20 protein-coding genes are annotated in these 17,876 nt (G+C 66.6%); 10 read left to right on the top strand and 10 right to left on the bottom strand.

Features of this window, described 5'->3' with window-relative positions; all coding sequences use genetic code 11:
• The first annotated feature begins 476 nt into the window (after positions 1-476).
• Positions 477-1,169 (top strand): hypothetical protein, encoded by a 693-nt coding sequence (locus EEB19_RS17705; RefSeq protein WP_262365745.1) that lies wholly within the window; start codon positions 477-479, stop codon positions 1,167-1,169.
• A gap of 125 nt (positions 1,170-1,294) precedes the next feature.
• On the opposite strand, the gene EEB19_RS17700 is transcribed toward EEB19_RS17705, so the two are convergent.
• On the bottom strand, positions 1,295-1,990 hold the full coding sequence (locus EEB19_RS17700; RefSeq protein ID WP_187588649.1) for a class I SAM-dependent methyltransferase: 696 nt from the start codon (positions 1,988-1,990) through the stop codon (positions 1,295-1,297).
• A 49-nt stretch (positions 1,991-2,039) separates the two neighbouring features.
• Between EEB19_RS17700 and EEB19_RS17695 the strand changes: the two genes are divergently transcribed.
• Together EEB19_RS17695 and EEB19_RS17690 are read left to right on the top strand one after the other, a co-directional pair.
• Complete coding sequence (locus tag EEB19_RS17695; RefSeq protein ID WP_187588647.1) at positions 2,040-3,008, top strand: NADPH:quinone oxidoreductase family protein; 969 nt, start codon at positions 2,040-2,042, stop codon at positions 3,006-3,008.
• Positions 3,009-3,025: 17 nt separating this feature from the next.
• Positions 3,026-3,313, top strand: coding sequence for a DUF2277 domain-containing protein (locus EEB19_RS17690; protein WP_187588645.1), 288 nt, complete (start codon positions 3,026-3,028; stop codon positions 3,311-3,313).
• 6 nt (positions 3,314-3,319) lie between these two features.
• On the opposite strand, the gene EEB19_RS17685 is transcribed toward EEB19_RS17690, so the two are convergent.
• Both EEB19_RS17685 and EEB19_RS17680 read right to left on the bottom strand, forming a co-directional pair.
• Positions 3,320-4,243 carry an amidohydrolase family protein gene (locus EEB19_RS17685; protein WP_187588643.1) on the bottom strand — a complete coding sequence of 308 codons (924 nt, stop codon included), beginning with the start codon at positions 4,241-4,243 and terminating at the stop codon, positions 3,320-3,322.
• A gap of 74 nt (positions 4,244-4,317) precedes the next feature.
• Positions 4,318-5,490 (bottom strand): epoxide hydrolase family protein, encoded by a 1,173-nt coding sequence (locus tag EEB19_RS17680; protein WP_187588641.1) that lies wholly within the window; start codon positions 5,488-5,490, stop codon positions 4,318-4,320.
• A 102-nt stretch (positions 5,491-5,592) separates the two neighbouring features.
• On the opposite strand from EEB19_RS17680, the gene EEB19_RS17675 reads away from it, so the two are divergent.
• On the top strand, positions 5,593-6,174 hold the full coding sequence (locus EEB19_RS17675) for an ABATE domain-containing protein (RefSeq protein WP_187588639.1): 582 nt from the start codon (positions 5,593-5,595) through the stop codon (positions 6,172-6,174).
• 55 nt (positions 6,175-6,229) lie between these two features.
• Here EEB19_RS17675 and EEB19_RS17670 read toward each other — a convergent pair whose 3' ends face one another.
• The 7 genes from EEB19_RS17670 to EEB19_RS17640 form a co-directional block, all read right to left on the bottom strand.
• The gene (locus EEB19_RS17670) at positions 6,230-7,234 is read right to left on the bottom strand and encodes an alcohol dehydrogenase catalytic domain-containing protein (RefSeq protein ID WP_187588637.1); all 1,005 of its coding nucleotides are present in this window, start codon (positions 7,232-7,234) and stop codon (positions 6,230-6,232) included.
• A 2-nt stretch (positions 7,235-7,236) separates the two neighbouring features.
• Entirely contained in the window at positions 7,237-7,902 is a 666-nt protein-coding gene (locus EEB19_RS17665) for a PaaI family thioesterase (RefSeq protein ID WP_187588635.1), read from the bottom strand.
• A complete protein-coding gene (locus EEB19_RS17660) occupies positions 7,902-9,287 on the bottom strand; it encodes an alpha/beta hydrolase domain-containing protein (protein WP_222929953.1) in 1,386 nt (461 codons plus the stop codon). Before EEB19_RS17660 ends, EEB19_RS17665 begins: the two co-directional genes overlap by 1 nt.
• Positions 9,284-9,679, bottom strand: coding sequence for a carboxymuconolactone decarboxylase family protein (locus EEB19_RS17655; protein WP_187588631.1), 396 nt, complete (start codon positions 9,677-9,679; stop codon positions 9,284-9,286). The genes EEB19_RS17660 and EEB19_RS17655 overlap by 4 nt, the downstream gene beginning before the upstream one ends.
• Positions 9,676-10,593 (bottom strand): NAD(P)-dependent oxidoreductase, encoded by a 918-nt coding sequence (locus tag EEB19_RS17650; RefSeq protein WP_187588629.1) that lies wholly within the window; start codon positions 10,591-10,593, stop codon positions 9,676-9,678. The genes EEB19_RS17655 and EEB19_RS17650 overlap by 4 nt, the downstream gene beginning before the upstream one ends.
• On the bottom strand, positions 10,590-11,336 hold the full coding sequence (locus EEB19_RS17645) for an SDR family oxidoreductase (RefSeq protein WP_187588627.1): 747 nt from the start codon (positions 11,334-11,336) through the stop codon (positions 10,590-10,592). Before EEB19_RS17645 ends, EEB19_RS17650 begins: the two co-directional genes overlap by 4 nt.
• Before the next feature lie 253 nt (positions 11,337-11,589).
• Positions 11,590-13,056, bottom strand: coding sequence for an aldehyde dehydrogenase (locus EEB19_RS17640; protein WP_187588625.1), 1,467 nt, complete (start codon positions 13,054-13,056; stop codon positions 11,590-11,592).
• A gap of 64 nt (positions 13,057-13,120) precedes the next feature.
• Here EEB19_RS17640 and EEB19_RS17635 point away from each other — a divergent pair, with 64 nt between their 5' ends.
• The 6 genes from EEB19_RS17635 to EEB19_RS17610 are packed head-to-tail and all read left to right on the top strand — an operon-like array spanning position 13,121 to position 17,874.
• Entirely contained in the window at positions 13,121-13,702 is a 582-nt protein-coding gene (locus tag EEB19_RS17635; RefSeq protein ID WP_187588623.1) for a TetR/AcrR family transcriptional regulator, read from the top strand.
• Positions 13,702-14,940 carry a cytochrome P450 gene (locus EEB19_RS17630; RefSeq protein WP_187588621.1) on the top strand — a complete coding sequence of 413 codons (1,239 nt, stop codon included), beginning with the start codon at positions 13,702-13,704 and terminating at the stop codon, positions 14,938-14,940. The genes EEB19_RS17635 and EEB19_RS17630 overlap by 1 nt, the downstream gene beginning before the upstream one ends.
• Complete coding sequence (locus EEB19_RS17625) at positions 14,940-15,758, top strand: SDR family oxidoreductase (RefSeq protein WP_187588619.1); 819 nt, start codon at positions 14,940-14,942, stop codon at positions 15,756-15,758. Before EEB19_RS17630 ends, EEB19_RS17625 begins: the two co-directional genes overlap by 1 nt.
• Positions 15,755-17,113 carry a cytochrome P450 gene (locus tag EEB19_RS17620; protein WP_187588617.1) on the top strand — a complete coding sequence of 453 codons (1,359 nt, stop codon included), beginning with the start codon at positions 15,755-15,757 and terminating at the stop codon, positions 17,111-17,113. Before EEB19_RS17625 ends, EEB19_RS17620 begins: the two co-directional genes overlap by 4 nt.
• Before the next feature lie 5 nt (positions 17,114-17,118).
• A complete protein-coding gene (locus EEB19_RS17615) occupies positions 17,119-17,313 on the top strand; it encodes a ferredoxin (RefSeq protein ID WP_187588614.1) in 195 nt (64 codons plus the stop codon).
• 15 nt (positions 17,314-17,328) lie between these two features.
• Entirely contained in the window at positions 17,329-17,874 is a 546-nt protein-coding gene (locus EEB19_RS17610) for a nuclear transport factor 2 family protein (RefSeq protein WP_187588612.1), read from the top strand.
• Positions 17,875-17,876: the final 2 nt, after the last annotated feature.

Here is a 17,876-nt window from a genome sequence, read left to right as displayed (position 1 = left end):
TATCGAGCCCGCCCCTGAGCATGGTTCGTCCCCCGGGTATCACTCCTTCCGGCGCGGGCTCGATAAGGATCACGCGATACCCGGGCGAAGAAGCGATACCCGGGGGAGGAAATCTGTGAGGTGTTGGGGCGGTGTACTCCTGAGATCGGTTTCCTGTGGACAGGGACTGGTGACGACCACGAGAAGCGGCATGATCTGCATGCATGGATGACCTCGACAACGGCGCTGATCGCCTTGTGTTTCGTGCCGATGCGATTCGACGGGGAGCGACCGACGCGTCTCTATCGCGCGACATCAAGAACGGCGTGACCGAACGTGTCTGGTATGGGGTGTACCTCCCTAAGCAGGGAGTGCGCGACGACAGCCCTGCGGCAGAACTCGAACGGTATCGCATGACTGTGGTTGCTGCGTCGCTCAGCGGCGGTCCGAAGCGGACCGCCAGTCATGGTTCTGCAGCCGCCATGCACCGTATCCCGATGCTGGACCCAGATCTCTCGACGGTGCACTTCACGTCGTCGACAACGGGAAAGAGCCTCGCGCGAGGCATCATCCACCAGGCGGCATTGCCGGAGTCGGACATCATGGTCGTTGACGGCATCTCGGTCGCCTCCCCGGCTCGGTCGGTCTGCGACGTGGCGCGGACCGGCACACTGGAGCAAGCGGTCTGCGTCCTCGATTCTGGGCTGCTGCTCGGCGTGACCATGGACGAGATCGATGAGCAGATGTCGCGGCTCCGACGTCATCACGGGATCGCGATGTTGCGCGCCGCTGCAGCATTTGCCGACGGTCGGTCGGAGAGTGTCGGTGAGTCCGTCAGCCGGCTCGGTATGGGGGAGAACCCCCTGATCCCGACGCCCGAACTGCAGGTCCCGATCTCGGTCGAGATCGCCGGGCGGCGGAGAACGGTCCGCGCCGACTTCGGCTGGCGCGATGTCCGTGGCGTGCTGAGAGTCGTCGGAGAGTTCGACGGGCGGCTGAAGTATCACCGTTCGAACCCGTTCGGCGATCGACTTCCCGAGGAGGTCCTCTACGACGAGAAGCTGCGCGAGGACGCGATACGGGCGACGGGCCCGATTGTCGCACGCTGGACGTGGGCCGAGGCGCGGCAGTCGAAGATGTTGCACGCCAAGGTCATCGCAGCGCTCCGGACCGCTGGCCTCTTGCGGTGACTGTTCTTCCCCCGGGTGTGGTGGCATCCTCCACGTGCTCGAGGGGGACGCAGGGATACCCGGCGGAAGAACTGATACCCGGGGGAAGAACGGTGCGGCTGGTGCGGCGGGCGGCGCGGGGTGGGTTACGAGCGCGGGAGGGGGACGCCCACCTCGCCGCCGTCGCGCCGCAGCACACGCAGCGAGCCCTCGGCGCGGACCTCGGTGAACTGGCCGGTGGCCAGCGCCTGTCGATAGATCTCGTACGGCGGGCGACCGCCGTCGGCGGGATCGGGGAACACATCGTGGATGAGCAGCGCCCCGCCGATCCGCACCCACGGCGCCCATCCGTCGAGATCGTTCTGCGCGGCCTGCATGCTGTGGCCGCCGTCGATGAACACGAAGTCGGCCGGCTTTCCCCAGACCTTGGCGGCGGTCGCCGAACCGGCGAGCATGCCGATGACGGTGCCCTCCAGACCGGCGTCGAACATGGTGCGCCGGAACCGTGCCGACGTATCCAGCGTGCCGGTGTGCGGATCGACCAGCGAGGTGTCGTGGTACTCCCAGCCGGGCTGGTGCTCTTCCGAACCTCGATGGTGATCGACGGTCACGATCGTCGCGCCGTACGCTTCCGCGGCAGCGCCGAGGAACACCGTCGACTTACCGCAGTACGTCCCGATCTCGACACCCACACGCGTCGAATTCGACTGTGACAGATACTCTCCGGCGATCTCGAAGAGGGTCTGCGCCTCGTCGAGCGGCATGAATCCCGGTGCTTCCTCGGCGACGCGCAGGCGTTCCGGCGACGGGGCGTTCGGGGTGCGTGCCGACGATGCAGTCATGAGGCAGATCCTATCCGGTGGGCATCCGCGCCCGCGTAGGGTGATCCGTATGAAAGCACAAGTGCTCAGTTCGGAGACCGGGCCCGCGGGGCTGACCCTCGACGACGTCCCGGCCCCCACGCCGGCCGACGGGCAGGTGCTCGTCGACATCAAATCCTGCGGGATCTGTTTCCCCGACCTCCTGATGAGTCAGGGCAAGTACCAGTTGCGCGTGCCCACCCCGTTCACGCCCGGTACCGAGGTGGCCGGTGTGGTGCGTGAGGCTCCTGAGGGTTCATCGGTCAAGGCGGGTGACAAGGTCCTCGTCGCGTCCATCGTCGGCGGTTTCGCCGAGCAGGTCGCCGCGGCCCCGGAGCAGTTGCTCCCGCTGCCCGAGGGACTGACCTTCGACGAGGGCGCGGCCATGGGCATCAACTACCAGACCGCCCTGTTCGCGCTGAAGATCCGCGCGCAGACCGCTCCCGGGGAGGTCGTCGGGGTGCTCGGCGCCGCGGGCGGCGTCGGGACCGCGTCGATCATGGTGGCGAAGGCCATGGGCGCCAAGGTCATCGCCATCGTCCACCGAAAGGGTGCCGAGGAACTGCTGCGCGACGCCGGCGCCGACGAGATCATCCAGCTCGAGGAGGGATGGGGCGCCGAACTCAAGAAGATCGCCCCCGAGGGCGTCGACGTCATGATCGACCCCTCCGGCGGCGACGTGTTCGACGAGGCGCTGCGCCAGGTGGCCCCCGACGGCCGCTACGTGGTGATCGGCTTCGCGGCCGGCGGCATCCCCACCGTCAAGCTGAACCGAGTCCTTTTCCGGAACATCGCCGTCGTCGGTGCGGCCTGGGGCGAGTACGTCCGCACGCACCCCGGTATCCCGGAACTGCTCCACGACGAGCTGACGGAGATGATCGCGGCAGGTATGCGACCCCTGGTCAACGTGACCTACAAGCTCGACGAACTGCCGACGGCGTTGACCGATCTCGCCGAAGGGCGGATCCTGGGGAAAGCGGTCGTCAAGATCGCCGACTGAGACCAGAGGAGCGCACCATGTGCCGCAACATCACCGAACTGCGAGGACTCGAGCCCGCGGCCACCGATCAGGAGATCGAGGCGGCCGCCCGACAGTACATACGCAAGGTGAGCGGTGTGCGTCAGCCGTCGGCGGCGAACGTCGAGGCGTTCGAGGCCGCGGTACAGAAGGTCACCGACGCCACGCATGAGCTCCTCGACGCCTTGCCGGAACGGCGGCAGCCACCGAAGACGGTGCCGCCGCTCCGCCGCCCCGAGGTGCGTGCGCGGATGGTGGCGCGTGGCGAATCGGTGCCCGCGATCTGAGGAGGATCAGGTCGCGACGCCGAACAGCGCCGCCGCGTTGTCGTGCAACGCGCCGCGCAGCCAGTCGTCACCGAGGTCGAGTCGGATCAGCGCCTCGAGAGCGTGCGGATAGCCGTACGGGATGTTCGGGTAGTCGCTGCCGAACAGGATCTTGTCGCCGACGTCGCGTACCCGACCGAGCGCCTCCTTCGGGTACGGGGCGTCCGACTCGGAGAAATCCGTGAACGACATCGTGGTGTCGAGGCGGACGTTCGGATGACGCTCGGCGAGATCGAGGAACTCGAGGTACTCGGGTGTCCCCATGTGCGCGATGATCAGCGGCAGCGAGGGGAATCGGTGCAGCAGAGCACGTATCGGGTCGACGCCGGTGTGGCGGCCGGGGGCCGGCCCGGAACCGCAGTGGATGATGACCGGTACCTGACTGTCCGCGATCTGCGACCAGACGCCGTCGAGCAGGGGGTCCAGCGGCGAGTAGTCGCCGACCTGGATGTGGCACTTGAAGACCTGCGTGCCGCGCTGAATGGCTTTCGACACGTAGTCGGTGGCCGCTTCTTCGGGGTAGAAGGTCGCGGTGTGCAGGCAATCCGGGTGATGGGCGACGAAGTCGGTCGCCCACCCGTTCAGCCACTCCGCCATGTCGGGCTTGTGGGGATAGACCAGCGATGAGTAGGCGCGCACGCCGAAGCCCTGCAGTGCGGCGACTCGGGAGTCCTCGTCGGCGCGATAGGTGATCGGCCACTCCCGTCCGACGAGCGGGCCCGCCGACGCGAAGTAGGCCCACACCTTGTCCATCACGGACTTGGGCATGAAGTGGGTGTGCACATCGATCAGGCCGGGCAGGCCGAGTTCCTGCCAGACCCCGCGTACGGCCGTGGCCTCGTCGGTGCTGAAGGGACGGGGGCCTTCGGAAGCCGTGGCGTCGTCGCACATCTGTCCAACGCTACGTCAGCCTGCACGGCGGATCGATCTGCGTCGTTCGGCCACCGTGGCATTCGTGCGTCGGATCAGGCGTCCGCGAGCACGGCCGCGAGGCCGCGTCGGAGATCGTCCAGGAAGTAGTGGGGGACTTCCAGAGAAGGGAAGTGTCCCCCGGTGGGCGGTTCGGTCCACCTCACGATGCGCGAATAGCGTTCGCGCGCCCACGGACGTGGGCACTTCTCGATGTCCCGGGGGTAGATGGTGATGGCCGTCGGAACGTCGACACGGAGCTGCGGATCCACGGTGTTCACGCCGCCGTGACTCTCGTGGTAGATCCGGGCCGCGGAAGCGCCCGTTCGGGTCAGCCAGTACAGGGTCACGTCGTCCAGGATTCGATCCCTCGAGATCGTCTCGAACGGAGAGTCCTCGGTATCTGTCCATTCGGCGAACTTGTCCACGATCCACGCAAGCAGTCCGACGGGGGAGTCGACGAGCGCGTAGCCGATGGTCTGCGGTCGAGTCGCCTGCTGGCGCGCGTAGGCGCCGCGCTGGAGATAGAAGTTCCGGGTGTCGTCGGCCCACCGACGCTCGGCGGCCGTCAGTCCGTCCCTCGACAGGCCGGGTGGTGCCTGCGCAAGCGTGGTGTGGATGCCCAGAACGTGGTTCGGGAATCTGCCCGCCAGGACGGTGGTGACCACGCCGCCCCAATCGCCGCCATGGGCGAGGAACGTGCCGTAGCCGAGCCTGTCCATCAGGGTCACCCACGCGGCCGCGATTCGTTCGACTCCCCATCCGGTGCCGGTCGGTTTGCCGCTGTAACCGAAGCCGGGCAGCGATGGCGCCACGACATGAAACGCCGGGGCGCCCGGGTCGACGGGCTCCGCGAGTTCGTCGATGAGGTCGATGAACTCGACGATGCTGCCTGGCCAGCCGTGCGTCAGGATCAGTGGCACGGCATCCGGGCGGGAGGATCTGTGGTGCAGAAAGTGAATGTCGAGTCCGTCGACAGCGGTGCGGTACTGGCCGATTCGGTTGAGTCGATCTTCACACGACCGCCAGTCGTAGGCCGTGCGCCAGTACTCGACGGTCTCGGTGAGGTCGGCAAGCGGAACCCCCTGTCGCCAGCGGTCGGGGTCCGCGACGTCGACCGTCTCTCGTTCGGGGAGCCTTGCCGTGTCCAGGCGCCGGCGTAGGTCGTCGAGATCGGCTTCGGATGTCTGCGTCTGCCATGGCTCGATGCGGTCGGCGAGCAGGATCATAGGGCCTCCTGAGTTCCCGGCGGCCGGCTCCGAACTGTGACGAACCGCCTTTGATGGTTCTACCATCCGGACCCGTTTTCGACAACCGGCTATGGTGGTTCCGTGCGAGGTGAGTTTCCCGATTTTCGGCTGGGTACCGAGCTGGCGACCAGTTTCACGGCGACACTGACCGAACGTCGTGGCGATCCGGTCGAGCGCATCCCGACCCCACACCGTCTGATGGACTGGTTGGTGGTCAGCGGTCTGCCGGTGGAGTCGTGCACGGACGCACAGCTGGAGCGTGCGCGTGATCTGAGGGAATCCATCCACGCGGCCGCGACCGCGGCGGCCGATGGCGAGGATCTGCCGGCAGGCGCGGTGCACGTCATCAACGAATGCAGCGCTCGGGGGCAAGCTGCGGCAGTGTTGACACCCGAGCGGAAACGGTTGTGGCAGTTGGGCACACCACCCGGTGTCGATGACGCACTCAGGGTCATCGCGGCGGACGCCGTTGCCATCATCTCCGGTGAACGCTCAGGTCGACTGGCCTTGTGCGCGTCACCGACCTGCCGGGCTGCGTTCTTCGACACCAGTCAGAGTCGTACCCGCAAGTGGTGCGAGATGAACACCTGTGGGAACCGGTACAAGAAGGCGCGTTACAACGACAATCATCGCAAGCACCCCACTCCAGGAAGCGGTGCCTGACCACGCGCAAACTCCCGGCAGTCACGCCCCGCCGATCGGGTGACTGCGTCGACCTCTACCGCGGCGCGATGAGCACCTTCCGCTGGTCGCCCGGCGCGCGCAGTTCGTCGAACACGCGACCGACGTCCCCCAGCCCGACGCGCTCGGTGACGAACAACGACGAGTCGACGGCACCGGTGACGACCGCACGTGTGGCCGCGGTGAATTCGGCTTTGGTGTAGTACGAGACGAAGTGCACCGTCGTCTCCTTCACCACGCCCGCGACCGGGAGGAAGGTGTCCTCGCCCATGCACACGCCGGCGATCACGACGGTGCCGTGCACGCCACTTGCGTCGACGGCGGCGGCCACCATTCCGGGCTTGCCGACGCATTCGACGACCACATCGAATCCGTTGCCACGCAGCGCGGAGATCTCGTCGGGTGCGACGGCCACGTCCGCGCCGATCTCGAGTGCCGCCGCTCGGCGACCAACCGACGGATCCGAACACACGATCTCGCCGCTCGGCATCCGTGACATCCAATGCAGCACAGCCAGTCCGACGGGGCCGGCGCCGAGCACCAGGACCCGATCGTCCGGTGCGACCTGTGCTCGTGTGACCGCGTGTAACCCGACCGCAAGGGGTTCGGCGAGCGCGGCATCCTCGACGACCACCGACGCCGAGCCGGCGAGGAGGTCGAGTCGCACGCTCGACGCGGCTCGGACTCGCACGTACTCCGCCAACGCCCCCGGGGCGAGACCCAGACCCACCGCCTCCGCATCCGGGCAGTGGGCGATGTCGCCGGTCACGCACGCCCTGCATCGGGTGCAACCGATGACCGGCATCGAGGCCACGGGTGAACCGAGAGGCCACTGTTCCTCGACGTCGGTTCCGGCTGCGACGACGACACCGGCGAACTCGTGACCCATGATCGTCCCGTCCGGCAGGAGGGGAGCAGTCGACAGATCCGATCCGCAGACCCCGGTCGCCGCGACGGCGAGCACGAGATCGCCGGGTCCGGCCGTAGGATCGGGTACCTCGGCGATCGCGAACGAGCCAGCGGCGGTCACGGCGGCACGCACGACTACACCGCCTCGCCGTCGTCGACAGCGGTGACCTTGTGCGGCATCGGTCCGTCCCAGTCCTTGGGGACGATGAATGTGCCCTCGGCGGTGACTGTTTCGCCATTGGCATCGGCCAGTGAGCCGCGGACGATCTTCTTGCGTCCCGCCCGCTCGACGATGACCGCCGTCGCGCGCAACGGCCCGAGCGGGGTCGGCCGCAGGTACCGGACAGAGATGGTGCCGGTGTAGCAGGGGACGTTGTCGGCGCTTCCCGCCTCACCGAGCACATGGTCGAGCACCAGCGCGACGACGCCGCCGTGCACGCATCCCGACGGCCCCTCGTAGGCCGCGCCGAGGGCGAAGTCGGCGGTGACCGTTCCGTCGTCGTGGCGCACCGTGTGCAGGGGCGGCGCGATCGCGTTGCGTAGTCCGATCACGGCGTTTCCCCACGGCATGCCCTGTAGGTCGGAGGTGAAGCGCACGCCGTAGGCGCCGTCGAGCTGCTTCGCGCGCAACGACTCCACTGCGGTGTTCACCAGACGGTGCACGTCCCGGACGGTGTCGTCGTCGACCTCGGTGCGGATGACCGCGTCGATCAGCTCCCGTACCGAGTCGGTCAGTGGCTCGTAGAGAGCCCGCCGTCGGGCGATCTCCTCGTCGGAGATGTCCTCGAGGGTGAACTCCATCAGTGCTCACCTCCGGTGACCGGAGAGCCCGTCGAATCGACGGGCTCGGGGACGAGGTCGGGTCGAGCGTCGGCGAGGATCTCGTCCCGGTCGTCGTCGAGCGCGAACCCGGCAGCGATCATGTCCGTCGTCGCGGCGCGGTACCGCGCGAGGTAATCCTCCGCGTCGGCGTAGCGTCGACCGAGGACGTCGGGGTCCGCGGGCGTCGTGGATCCGAAGAGGACGCAGATGCGTGGGACCTCTCCTCCGACGATGCCGCTGAGCACCTGTGTCGGCGCCTCGACCGAGGGACTGCGCACGCCGCCCCGGACGTTCCCGAGCTCGTCGAGCAGGAATCGCCGTGGGTCGGTTGCGTCGTCGACCTCGAGCGGTGCCGCCGACGGCGGAGGGGCGCCGCCGGAGGCCCAAGACGTGAGATGTCGCAGTGCGGCACGCAGCACGAAGCGCTGCTGGCCACGATTGACGGGTGTCGGGCACCCCAGGAGGTTCTCGTACGGGCCGATCTGGTGCAGGTCGGCGTGTGACGTGCCGGCGATCTCCCAGGTCCGGATTCGGGACGAATCCGGCTGGCGGGAGCGCACATACATGAAGTTCGTGAGCACGTCGGTCTCGGTCTGGACGGTGAGGACCGGGACGTCGACCGATTCGGGGATCGTGACGGGTTCGGCGTCGAACACGGTGTCGATGTCGATTCCTCGGCCGACCTCACCGAACGGCATGCCGGCGGCGGCACGGGAGTGGATCAGGATTCCGTCGAACACGCCGTGGCTGCCGACGAATCGTCGCGCGTACGTGGTCAAGGCCATCGCCGACTGCGATTCCCCGACGGCAAGCAGGCGCCGAACCGACAGGCCGGACAGCGGATGATCCGTATCCGAGACCGACCTCAGCGCACGGCCGATCGAGGCGAAGATGTCGTAGCAGTAGGCATCCCCGGGATGGTGCAGTCCCGCATACCGGTCGGGATCCTTGGCCGACAGGCCCGACGATCCGTCCGTCGAGAGTCCGTCGACCGACCCCTCGCCACCCTCGATCCCGGTGTACTGCGCCGACACCCCGGCCCAGGCATACCCGCCACGGATCAGTTCTTCGGCGACGTAGGTGTACTCGGGCGCGGCATCGGAACCGCTGCTCACATTGAGCCATTCGACGACGACGGTCCCGTTGAAGTCGTTGTCGGCGAGAGGACGGCGGACCAGGACGCGCGTGGTGTAGACGGCGGAGTCGACCACGGTGCCCGCATCCTGCGCGTGATGTGTCGCGGTGCCGGCCGCCGCGTACTCGTTCTCGACGAACCCGTGCGCGGCCAGGTCCGGGCCGGGTGTCGCGCTGATGATCGAACACCCGGCGCCACCGGTCATCTCGCGAAACGTCACGCTCGTCATGACGGTTGTTGCGACTTACGGTACTTCTTGCTGACCTCGCCGAACATCATGTTCATCTTGGTCCCGATCGGCCAGCCGACGTAATAGCAGAGGAACAGTGCGATCTCCTCGAGTTGCTCCGGTGTCAGCTCGCCGTTGCCGAGCGCCGCACCGGCCTGGATCTCCGCGACGTCGACCTGGCCGCCCGCGGCCAGCGCCCCGAGCAGCAGCAGCCTGCGGTCGCGGATCGACAGACCTTCGCGCGTCCAGACCTGTGCGAACAACTGGTCCGCCGTGTGTGCGAAATGCAGACCCGGGCCGTCGGACATTTCCCAGCCGTAGACCTGCGACATCATCTCCAGCCCGCGACGTCGCTCCTCGGATTGCGGTGTCGGGGTGTCGGGGTCGGTCATGAATCTCCTTCGTGGTGAGGGACGCCCAGCCCGCGCGCGAGATCGGCGTAGGCCTGGGTGCCCAGCGGCAACTCGACGCCCAGATCCGCGGCGAGCGCGAGCGCGAGCGACAGGTCCTTCTCTCCCAAGGCTCGCACGTGCGTGAAGATGCCGTACCAGAAATCGTCGTGATCGATCTCGGCAGTGGTGTCGCGCAACATGATCGCACCGGCGCCGCCGGTGATGGCATCGGTGTGGCGGACGACCTTGCCGAGTTTGGTGATGTCGATCCCGGCTGCCTCGGCGAGACGCGACGCCTCGGTGGCGGCGGTGAACGAGATGAAGTGCAGCAGATTGCGTGCCAGCTTCATCTTCGTACCCGCACCCACCTCGTCACCGGCATGGACGATCATGTCGGCGCAGTGGCGGAACGGCTCCTTCAGCTTCTGGTAGGCCTCGCGGGGACCGCCGACCATGACCGCGAGCCGCCCCTGCTCGGCTCCCGGTGCGCCACCCGAGATGGGCGCATCGAGCAAGGTGACACCGCGCTCGGCACAGACCGTTGCGAGTTCGATCGCCGTCTGCGGAGAGATCGTCGAGTGCACCGTGATGATGGTGCCTTCGCCCGCTGCGCTGAGCAGGCCGTCGTTCCCGGCGACGACGGTGCGAACCTGCTCGTCGTTCAGCACGCAGATGCCGATGATGTCGGCGCCCGCGGCGACCTCACGGAGCGAGCCTGCCGCGGTGGCGCCCTGATCGACGAGTTTCGCGACCGCCTCGTCGGACAGGTCGAACACGGTGAGCCCGCCAGCCCACTTGGCCAACCGGGCCGCCATCGGACCGCCGATGTTGCCGAGGCCCACGTACCCGAGCCGAACCGATGCGTCGGCCTCGGCGGCGTCAGGGGTGTCGGAGTCGGGAGTGTCGGGACTCATGAGCGGATGACCTGCCCGCCGTCGACGTTGAAGATCTGGCCGGTGACCCAACTCGCCTCATCCGAGAGCAGGAACAGGCACATGCCGACGAGATCCTCGGGTGTACCGAAGCGTTTGAGGGGCAGTCGGTTCACGATGTCGGCGACCATCTCCTTGGGTGTCGTCGAGCGGGTGGCCTCGGTGTCGATCGGGCCGGGCGCGATGGCGTTGACCCGGATGTTCTGGCCGCCGAGTTCGGTCGCGAGTTGCTGGGTGAGGCCGTTGACCCCCACCTTGGCCAGTCCGTAGAAGCCGCTGTAGAGCCATGCGGCGGTGGATGATTGATTCACGATGGCCCCGCCGTCGGTCATGTGCGAGTACACCGCCCGGGTGACGTTGAGAGCGCCGTCGAGGTTCACACTCATGAACTTCTTGTAGTAATCCCACGGGACGGTGATCAGGAAGTCCAACTTCATCCCGCCGTAGATGGCGGCGTTGTTCACCAGGCCGTCGATCCTGCCGTAGGCGTCGACGGTCGCGGTCGCGAGCGCCTGCGCGGACTGTTCATCGGAGACATCGGTGTTGACGTAGAGACCGCCGATGTCGGCGGCGACCTGCTTGCCTGCCTCGTCGTTGAGGTCGGCGACTACGACATTGGCGCCCTCGGCGGCCAGTGCGCGAGCGTAGGCCTCGCCGATGCCGCCGGCGGCGCCGGTGACGATGACGGTCTTGCCGGTGAAACGTGCACGGTTGTCGGAAGTCATTGTGCTGCTTTCTGTTGTGGGTGGTGTGGGTGGTCTCGATACGCGTCGGGCTCGCTTCGCTCGCTCGTCGCTACTCGACCAACGGTGGGAGATGAGCGGTCATGGTGGTCCCTGAGGAGCGAGCTTGCGAGCGTCACGAAGGGCCGCCCTTCGTGACGCTCGGCTGGCGCCTCGCTCCTCAGGGGTCGGTGGTGCTCGCCCCTGAGGGATCGGGACAGATGCACCGCGGTCTCGCTCGTCATGGGATCGGGACTCACGCCGGGGTGGCGACGGCCTTCGACTCCAGGTACTCCTCGAATCCGGCGACACCCATCTCGCGTCCGATCCCGGACTGTTTGTATCCGCCGAACGGGACGTCGGCGGAGTACCAGATTCCGCCGTTGATGCCCATGGTGCCGGTCCGGACTCCGTTGACCACCTTGTCGATCCGGGCGGGGTCGGTGCCCCAGACGGCGCCCGACAGACCGTACGGAGAATCGTTGGCGATGCGAATGGCGTCGTCGTCGCCGTCGTGGGGAATGATCACCAGGACAGGCCCGAAGATCTCCTCCTGCGCGACCCGCGCCGAGTTGTCCAACCCGGAGATCAGGGTGGGTTCGACGAAGAATCCCCGGTCCTTGTCGGCGGGGCGTCCGCCGCCGATCTCGACGGTGCCGCCCTCCGACCGTGCCAACTCGATGTAGGACTCGACTCGTGCGCGCTGCGTCGCAGAGATCAGTGGGCCACAGATGGTTCCGCCGTCGGTCGGGTCGCCGGCGGCGAGACCGGCCAGCGAGTCGCGAGTGGCGGCGATCGCGTCGTCGAGCTTGTCGCGCGGTACGGCGAGGCGCGTGGTGATGGCGCAACCCTGACCGGCGTGGGTGACGACGTTGAAGGCGGCCATCGAACATGCGGACGCGAGATCGGCGTCGTCGAGGACGATGAATGCCGACTTGCCGCCGAGCTCGAGGAACACCTTCTTCAGCGACTCCGCTGCGCTCGCCATGACCTTCTTGCCGGTTGCGGTCGAGCCGGTGAACGACACCAGGTCGACGCGCGGATCGGTGGACAGTTGGGCGCCGAGCGCGTGATCGCCGGAGGTGACGATGTTGATCACGCCGGGCGGGAAGTCGGTCTCCTCGGCGATGACCTTGCCCACCAGCGCTGCACACCAGGGAGTGTCGGGGGCCGGCTTGAGCACCACCGTGCAGCCGGCCGCCAGCGCCGGCCCGATCTTGGCGAAATTGATCTGGTGCGGGAAGTTCCACGGCGTGATGGCTCCGACCACGCCGGCCGCCTCGAACCGCACCTCGCGAGTGTTCTTGAGGCCCATCGGTTTCGCCTCACCGAGGTCCCTGGTCCACTCGTAGGTCTCGGCGAGATCGGCGAAGTACCCGAGATCGCGCACCGGTCCCTCGAATTGCGGTCCGTGGGTGAGGAAGACGGGGCAGCCGACCTCGGCGACGGTGAGGTCGCGGAACTCGTCGGCGTGCGCGAGCAACGCATCCCGGAGCTGACGCAGGCAGCGGGCACGCAGCGCGTGATCGCGGGACCAGTTCGTGGTGTCGAAGGCGACCCGTGCGGCGGCGATCGCGGCGTCCATGTCGGCGGCGGTGCCGTCGGCGGCCTGTCCGATCACCTCCTCGGTGGCCGGGTTGACGACATCGAACGTGCCGGCGCCACCGGCGGTGAGTTTGCCGTCGATCAGCAGATCAGACGACGAGGCGGGGCGAAGAGACATGGTCTGGAACTCCATCTGGACAGGTGTCTGGACTCGCGTTCAAACCTAGTGTAGCCTCGCTCACATGTCCAGTCCCGTGTCCCAGGAATCCACCCGCCGGAGGCTCACCCAGCAGCAGGCGGAGACCGTCACCCGGCTCACCGACGCGGCGGTCGAGGTACTCAACACCGAGGGTTTCGACGGGCTCACCGTGCGTACCGTCGCCAAGCTGGCGGGTGTCGCGCCGGCCACGGCATACACGTACTTCTCATCGAAGAGTCACCTCGTCGCCGAGGTGTTCTGGCGTCGACTGAGTGCGGGCGTGCCTGAGCCGGACCTCTCGGCAGCGCCCGCCGAGCGTGTCGCCCAGGTGCTGCGCGAAGTGTCCATGGTGGTGGCCGGGGAGGGTCAGCTCGGTGGTGCCGTGACCATGGCACTGCTCGGAACCGACCCGGATGTCGAGCACCTGCGTCTGCGTATCGGCGGCTTCATCCGGCGCCGCCTGGCGGAGGCGCTCGAGGTGGACCCGGATAATCCCGGGCCACTGCTCGACGCACTCGAGATGATCTACGCCGGTGGGTTGGTGCATGCGGGAATGGGCCACATGTCGTACGAGCAGACCTCGGAACGTCTTGTCGCAGCCGCACATCTACTGATGGAGAAGTGATGACCGAAACCGCCACGGGAGCGGGGATGGAACACCGTGTCCCGTTCGATCCGTATGCCTATGGCTTCCACGAGGATCCGTACCCCACGTACGCGCGTCTGCGTCACGAGGCGCCCGTCTACTACAACGCCGAGATGAACTTCTGGGCGTTGGCCAACCACGCCGACGTCCGTGCCGGCTTCCGGGACAGCGTGAACCTGTCCAACGCCTGGGGCGTGTCGATGGACCCGTCGTCCTACGGTCCGGACGCCCACAAGTCGATGTCGTTCCTGGCCATGGACGATCCGAGGCACATGCGCATCCGCAAGCTGGTGTCGAAGGGTTTCACCCCGCGTCGGGTCAACGACCTGTCCGACCGCATCATCGCACTGACGCAGCAGCATTGGAGCCGATGCCTGGAGATGGGTGAGTTCGATTACGTAGCGGACTTCGCGGGTCTGCTCCCGATGGATGTCGTGTCCGAGCTGCTCGGTGTCCCCGAGGCGGATCGCGCTTTCCTGCGTCAGCAGTCGGACCTGTTGTTGCACCGGGAAGAAGGGGTGCTCGACATCCCCGAGGCGGCTGTGTACGCCTACATCGAACTGCACAAGTACTACACCGAGCTCATCGCGGACCGGCGCAAGAACCTCGGCGAGGATCTCGTCTCGGCGCTCATCGAAGCCGAGGTCGACGATGACGAGACCGGCGAGAAGACCACGCTCAGTGAGGACGAGATCGTCGGCTTCATGGTGCTGATGGTGGTGGCCGGCAACGAGACGACCACGAAACTGCTGGCGAACGCGCTGTATTGGGGCTGGCGGAACCCGAATGAGCTCGCCAAGGTGATCGCCGATCCCGACGTTGTGCCGGACTGGACCGAAGAGACGCTGCGCTACGACAACTCGACGCAGATGGTTCTGCGCAAGGTTGCCGCCGATGTCACCTACGGCGACATCACCATCCCGGAAGGGGACCGCGTGCTGCTCCTCGTGGGGTCGGCGAACCGCGACGAGACCGTGTTCGAGGACGCCGATGAGTACCAGATCGGCCGGGACTGCAGCCAGGCCCTGATGAGTTTCGGTATGGGCACCCATTTCTGCCTCGGCGCGCACCTCGCACGGCTCGAGTCCAACATCGGTCTCGACGAGGTGGCCCGGTCCATCCGGAGCGTTGACATCGACATCGACAACGCAGTCCGAGTCCATTCGGTGAACGTGCGTGGCTTCGCCGAACTCCCCGTGAGAGTGCAGGTGCGCTGATGGCATACATCCCTCATCCCGAACGTCGACCGGTGCTCGTCGCCGGCGCGTCGTCGGGCATCGGCGCGGCGACCGCGGAATACCTTGCGGCGCGCAAGTATCCGATCGCGCTGGCAGCGCGTCGGGTCGATCGGCTGCAGGAACTCGCCGACAAGATCACCGCGGCGGGCGGCGAGGCGGTGGCCGTCCCGCTCGACGTCACCGACCCTGCTTCGGTCGTCGACTGCGTCGCGAAATCCGAGGCAGCGCTCGGACCGCTGGAGATCGTGGTGGCGGGAGCCGGTGACCTCGCGGTGGGGCTGTCGTACGAGACCTCGCCGGAGGAGTTCACCGACCAGATCAACATCCATCTCAACGGTGCCTACCGCATCTTCCGTGCGGCCATACCCGGCATGATCGACCGCACGCGTGGCGATTTCGTCTTCATCGGATCGGACGTGGCGATCCGGCCGCGTCCCTGGTCGTCGGCGTATGTGGCGGCGAAGGCGGGCATCGACGGACTCGTCGCCACCATCCAGCTGGAACTCGAGGGCACCGGGGTGCGTGCCGGCGTCGTCCGGCCCGGACAGACCCTCACCGGGATGGGGATGAACCTCGATCCGGCGACCACCGAGAACATGCTCAACGACTGGATCAGACACGGCCTCGCCCGCCACGGGAACTTCCTGTCGCCCGAACACATCGCCCAGGCGGTCTCCGCGATGGTCGAGATGCCGCGCGGCGCGCACATGCGTTCGGTCGAGGTCGAGGCCGAAGGAGCCATCCCGCGGGCGAAACGCGAACAGCAGTCTGCCGACTCGAAAGGAACGGACTCATGACCGCTCTGACCAAGCCGCGACGCGTCTCCGGTGGAGACGGCGAGCACGGACACCTCGACGAACTCGCGTCCGACCCGATCGGACTCTTCTGGCGCGTCCGGGAGGAATGCGGTGACGTCGGGCAGTTCCAGCTGGCGGACCGGGAGGTCGTGCTGGTGTCCGGCGCGGCCGCCAACGAGGAGTTCTTCCGCGCTCCGGAGGAGGATCTGGATCAGGCCGCGGCCTACCCGTTCATGACACCGGTGTTCGGCGAGGGAGTCGTCTTCGACGCGAGCCCCGAGGAACGCTCGAAGGCCATCCACAATTCGGCGCTCAAGGGCCCGCACATGAAACAGCATGCGGTGACCATCCCGAACGAGGCGGAGCGCATCATCGCCGGCTGGGGCGACGAGGGCGAGATCGATCTCCTCGAGTTCTTCGGCGAGCTGACCCTGTACACGTCATCGGCCTGCCTGATCGGTCGCAAGTTCCGGGAACAGCTCACCAAGCACGTCTCCGAACTGTTCCACGATCTCGAGAAGGGCACCGACCCGATCGCCTACGTGGACGCGTATGCCGACATCGAGAGTTTCCGCAAACGCGATGCCGCCCGCGCCGAGCTGGTCGAGTTCATCCAAGGTGTGATGAACGACCGTGTCGCCAATCCGACCGAGGACAAAGCCGACCGCGACCTGATGGATGTCCTGATCCAGGTGGGCTTCGACGCCAACACGATCACCGGCATGTTCATCTCGATGATGTTCGCCGGGCACCACACCACCCAGGGCACCGCGGCGTGGACGCTCATCGAACTGTTGCGCAACCCCGACTACATGCAGCGGGTCTATGACGAGCTCGACGAGATCTATGGCGACACACCGGACGGCGAACGACCGGAGTACACCTTTGCCCACACCCGGCAGATGCCGTTGCTGGAGAACGCTCTCAAGGAGGCGCTCCGTCTGCATCCGCCGCTGATCATCCTGATGCGACTCGTGCAGAAGGACTTTCATATCGAGGACTTCGAGATCAAGGCCGGCCAGTCGATCGCGGTATCACCCGCCGTGTCCAACCGGCTGCCCGAGGACTTCGACAGCCCGGACACCTTTGATCCGGACCGGTACAACAAGCCCCGCACCGAGGACCTGGTCAACCGGTGGACGTGGATTCCGTTCGGCGCGGGCCGACACCGTTGCGTGGGTGCACAATTCGCGATCATGCAACTCAAGGCGATCTTCTCGGTGCTGTTCCAGAACTACGAGTTCGAGATGCTGCAACCGTCGGACACCTACCGCAACGACCACTCCAAGATGGTCGTCCAGCTCCAGCAGCCGTGCCGGGTGCGCTACCGCAGGCGAGCCGGCGCGAAGGGGTGAGTGCTATGCGCGTCGAGGTGGACCTGGATATCTGCCAGGGGCACGGTATGTGCGAGATGGAGGCTCCGGAGGTCTTCCGGGCCCATTCCGACCACGTCGAGATCCTGGACAAAGAACCCGACGAGAGCCGCCGCACCGAGATCGAGGCCGCGGTCATGTACTGCCCCACGCAAGCCCTGAAAATTGTGGAAGACGAGTGAGTGGAGAGACGCAAGATGCCTTTTGATCGTGCCGAACTGGAAGACATGAAACAGCGGTGGCTCGACGCCAATGTCGAGGCGGAGAAGGCCGGGGACTGGAAGCCGCTGGCCGAGTTCTACACCGAGGATGCGACGTACGGCTGGAATTACGGGCCGGAGAAGGACTTCATGGCCGTCGGTCGCGACGAGATCCGTGACCTGGCCCTCGGACAGGAGATGGAAGGCCTCGAGGGGTGGGAGTACCCCTACCAGTCGTGGGTGATCGACGAGACGACCGGCGACATGATCGGTTTGTGGAAACAGATCTACGAACGCACGCGCGAGGACGGTACCCATTACGCCCTCGAGGGCATCCAGGGCAGCTGGTTCAAGTATGCGGGCGACTTCCAATTCTCTTGGCAGCGTGACTTCTTCGACTTCGGAAACGTCTCCGCGCTGTTCATCGAGATGTTGAAGAACGACGCCATGAGCGAGGGGATGCTGAAGCGGATCGAGAAGTCGGCCCCGGGTAACCTCCCCGGTTGGTACCCGTTCGGCAAAGCTCCTGTCGCGTTCTGGTGAGC

This window comes from Gordonia sp. OPL2 (assembly GCF_003797825.1).
GTDB lineage: Bacteria > Actinomycetota > Actinomycetes > Mycobacteriales > Mycobacteriaceae > Gordonia.
Note: the sequence above shows the minus strand (reverse complement) of the source record. Positions and strands in the feature narration are given on the sequence as shown.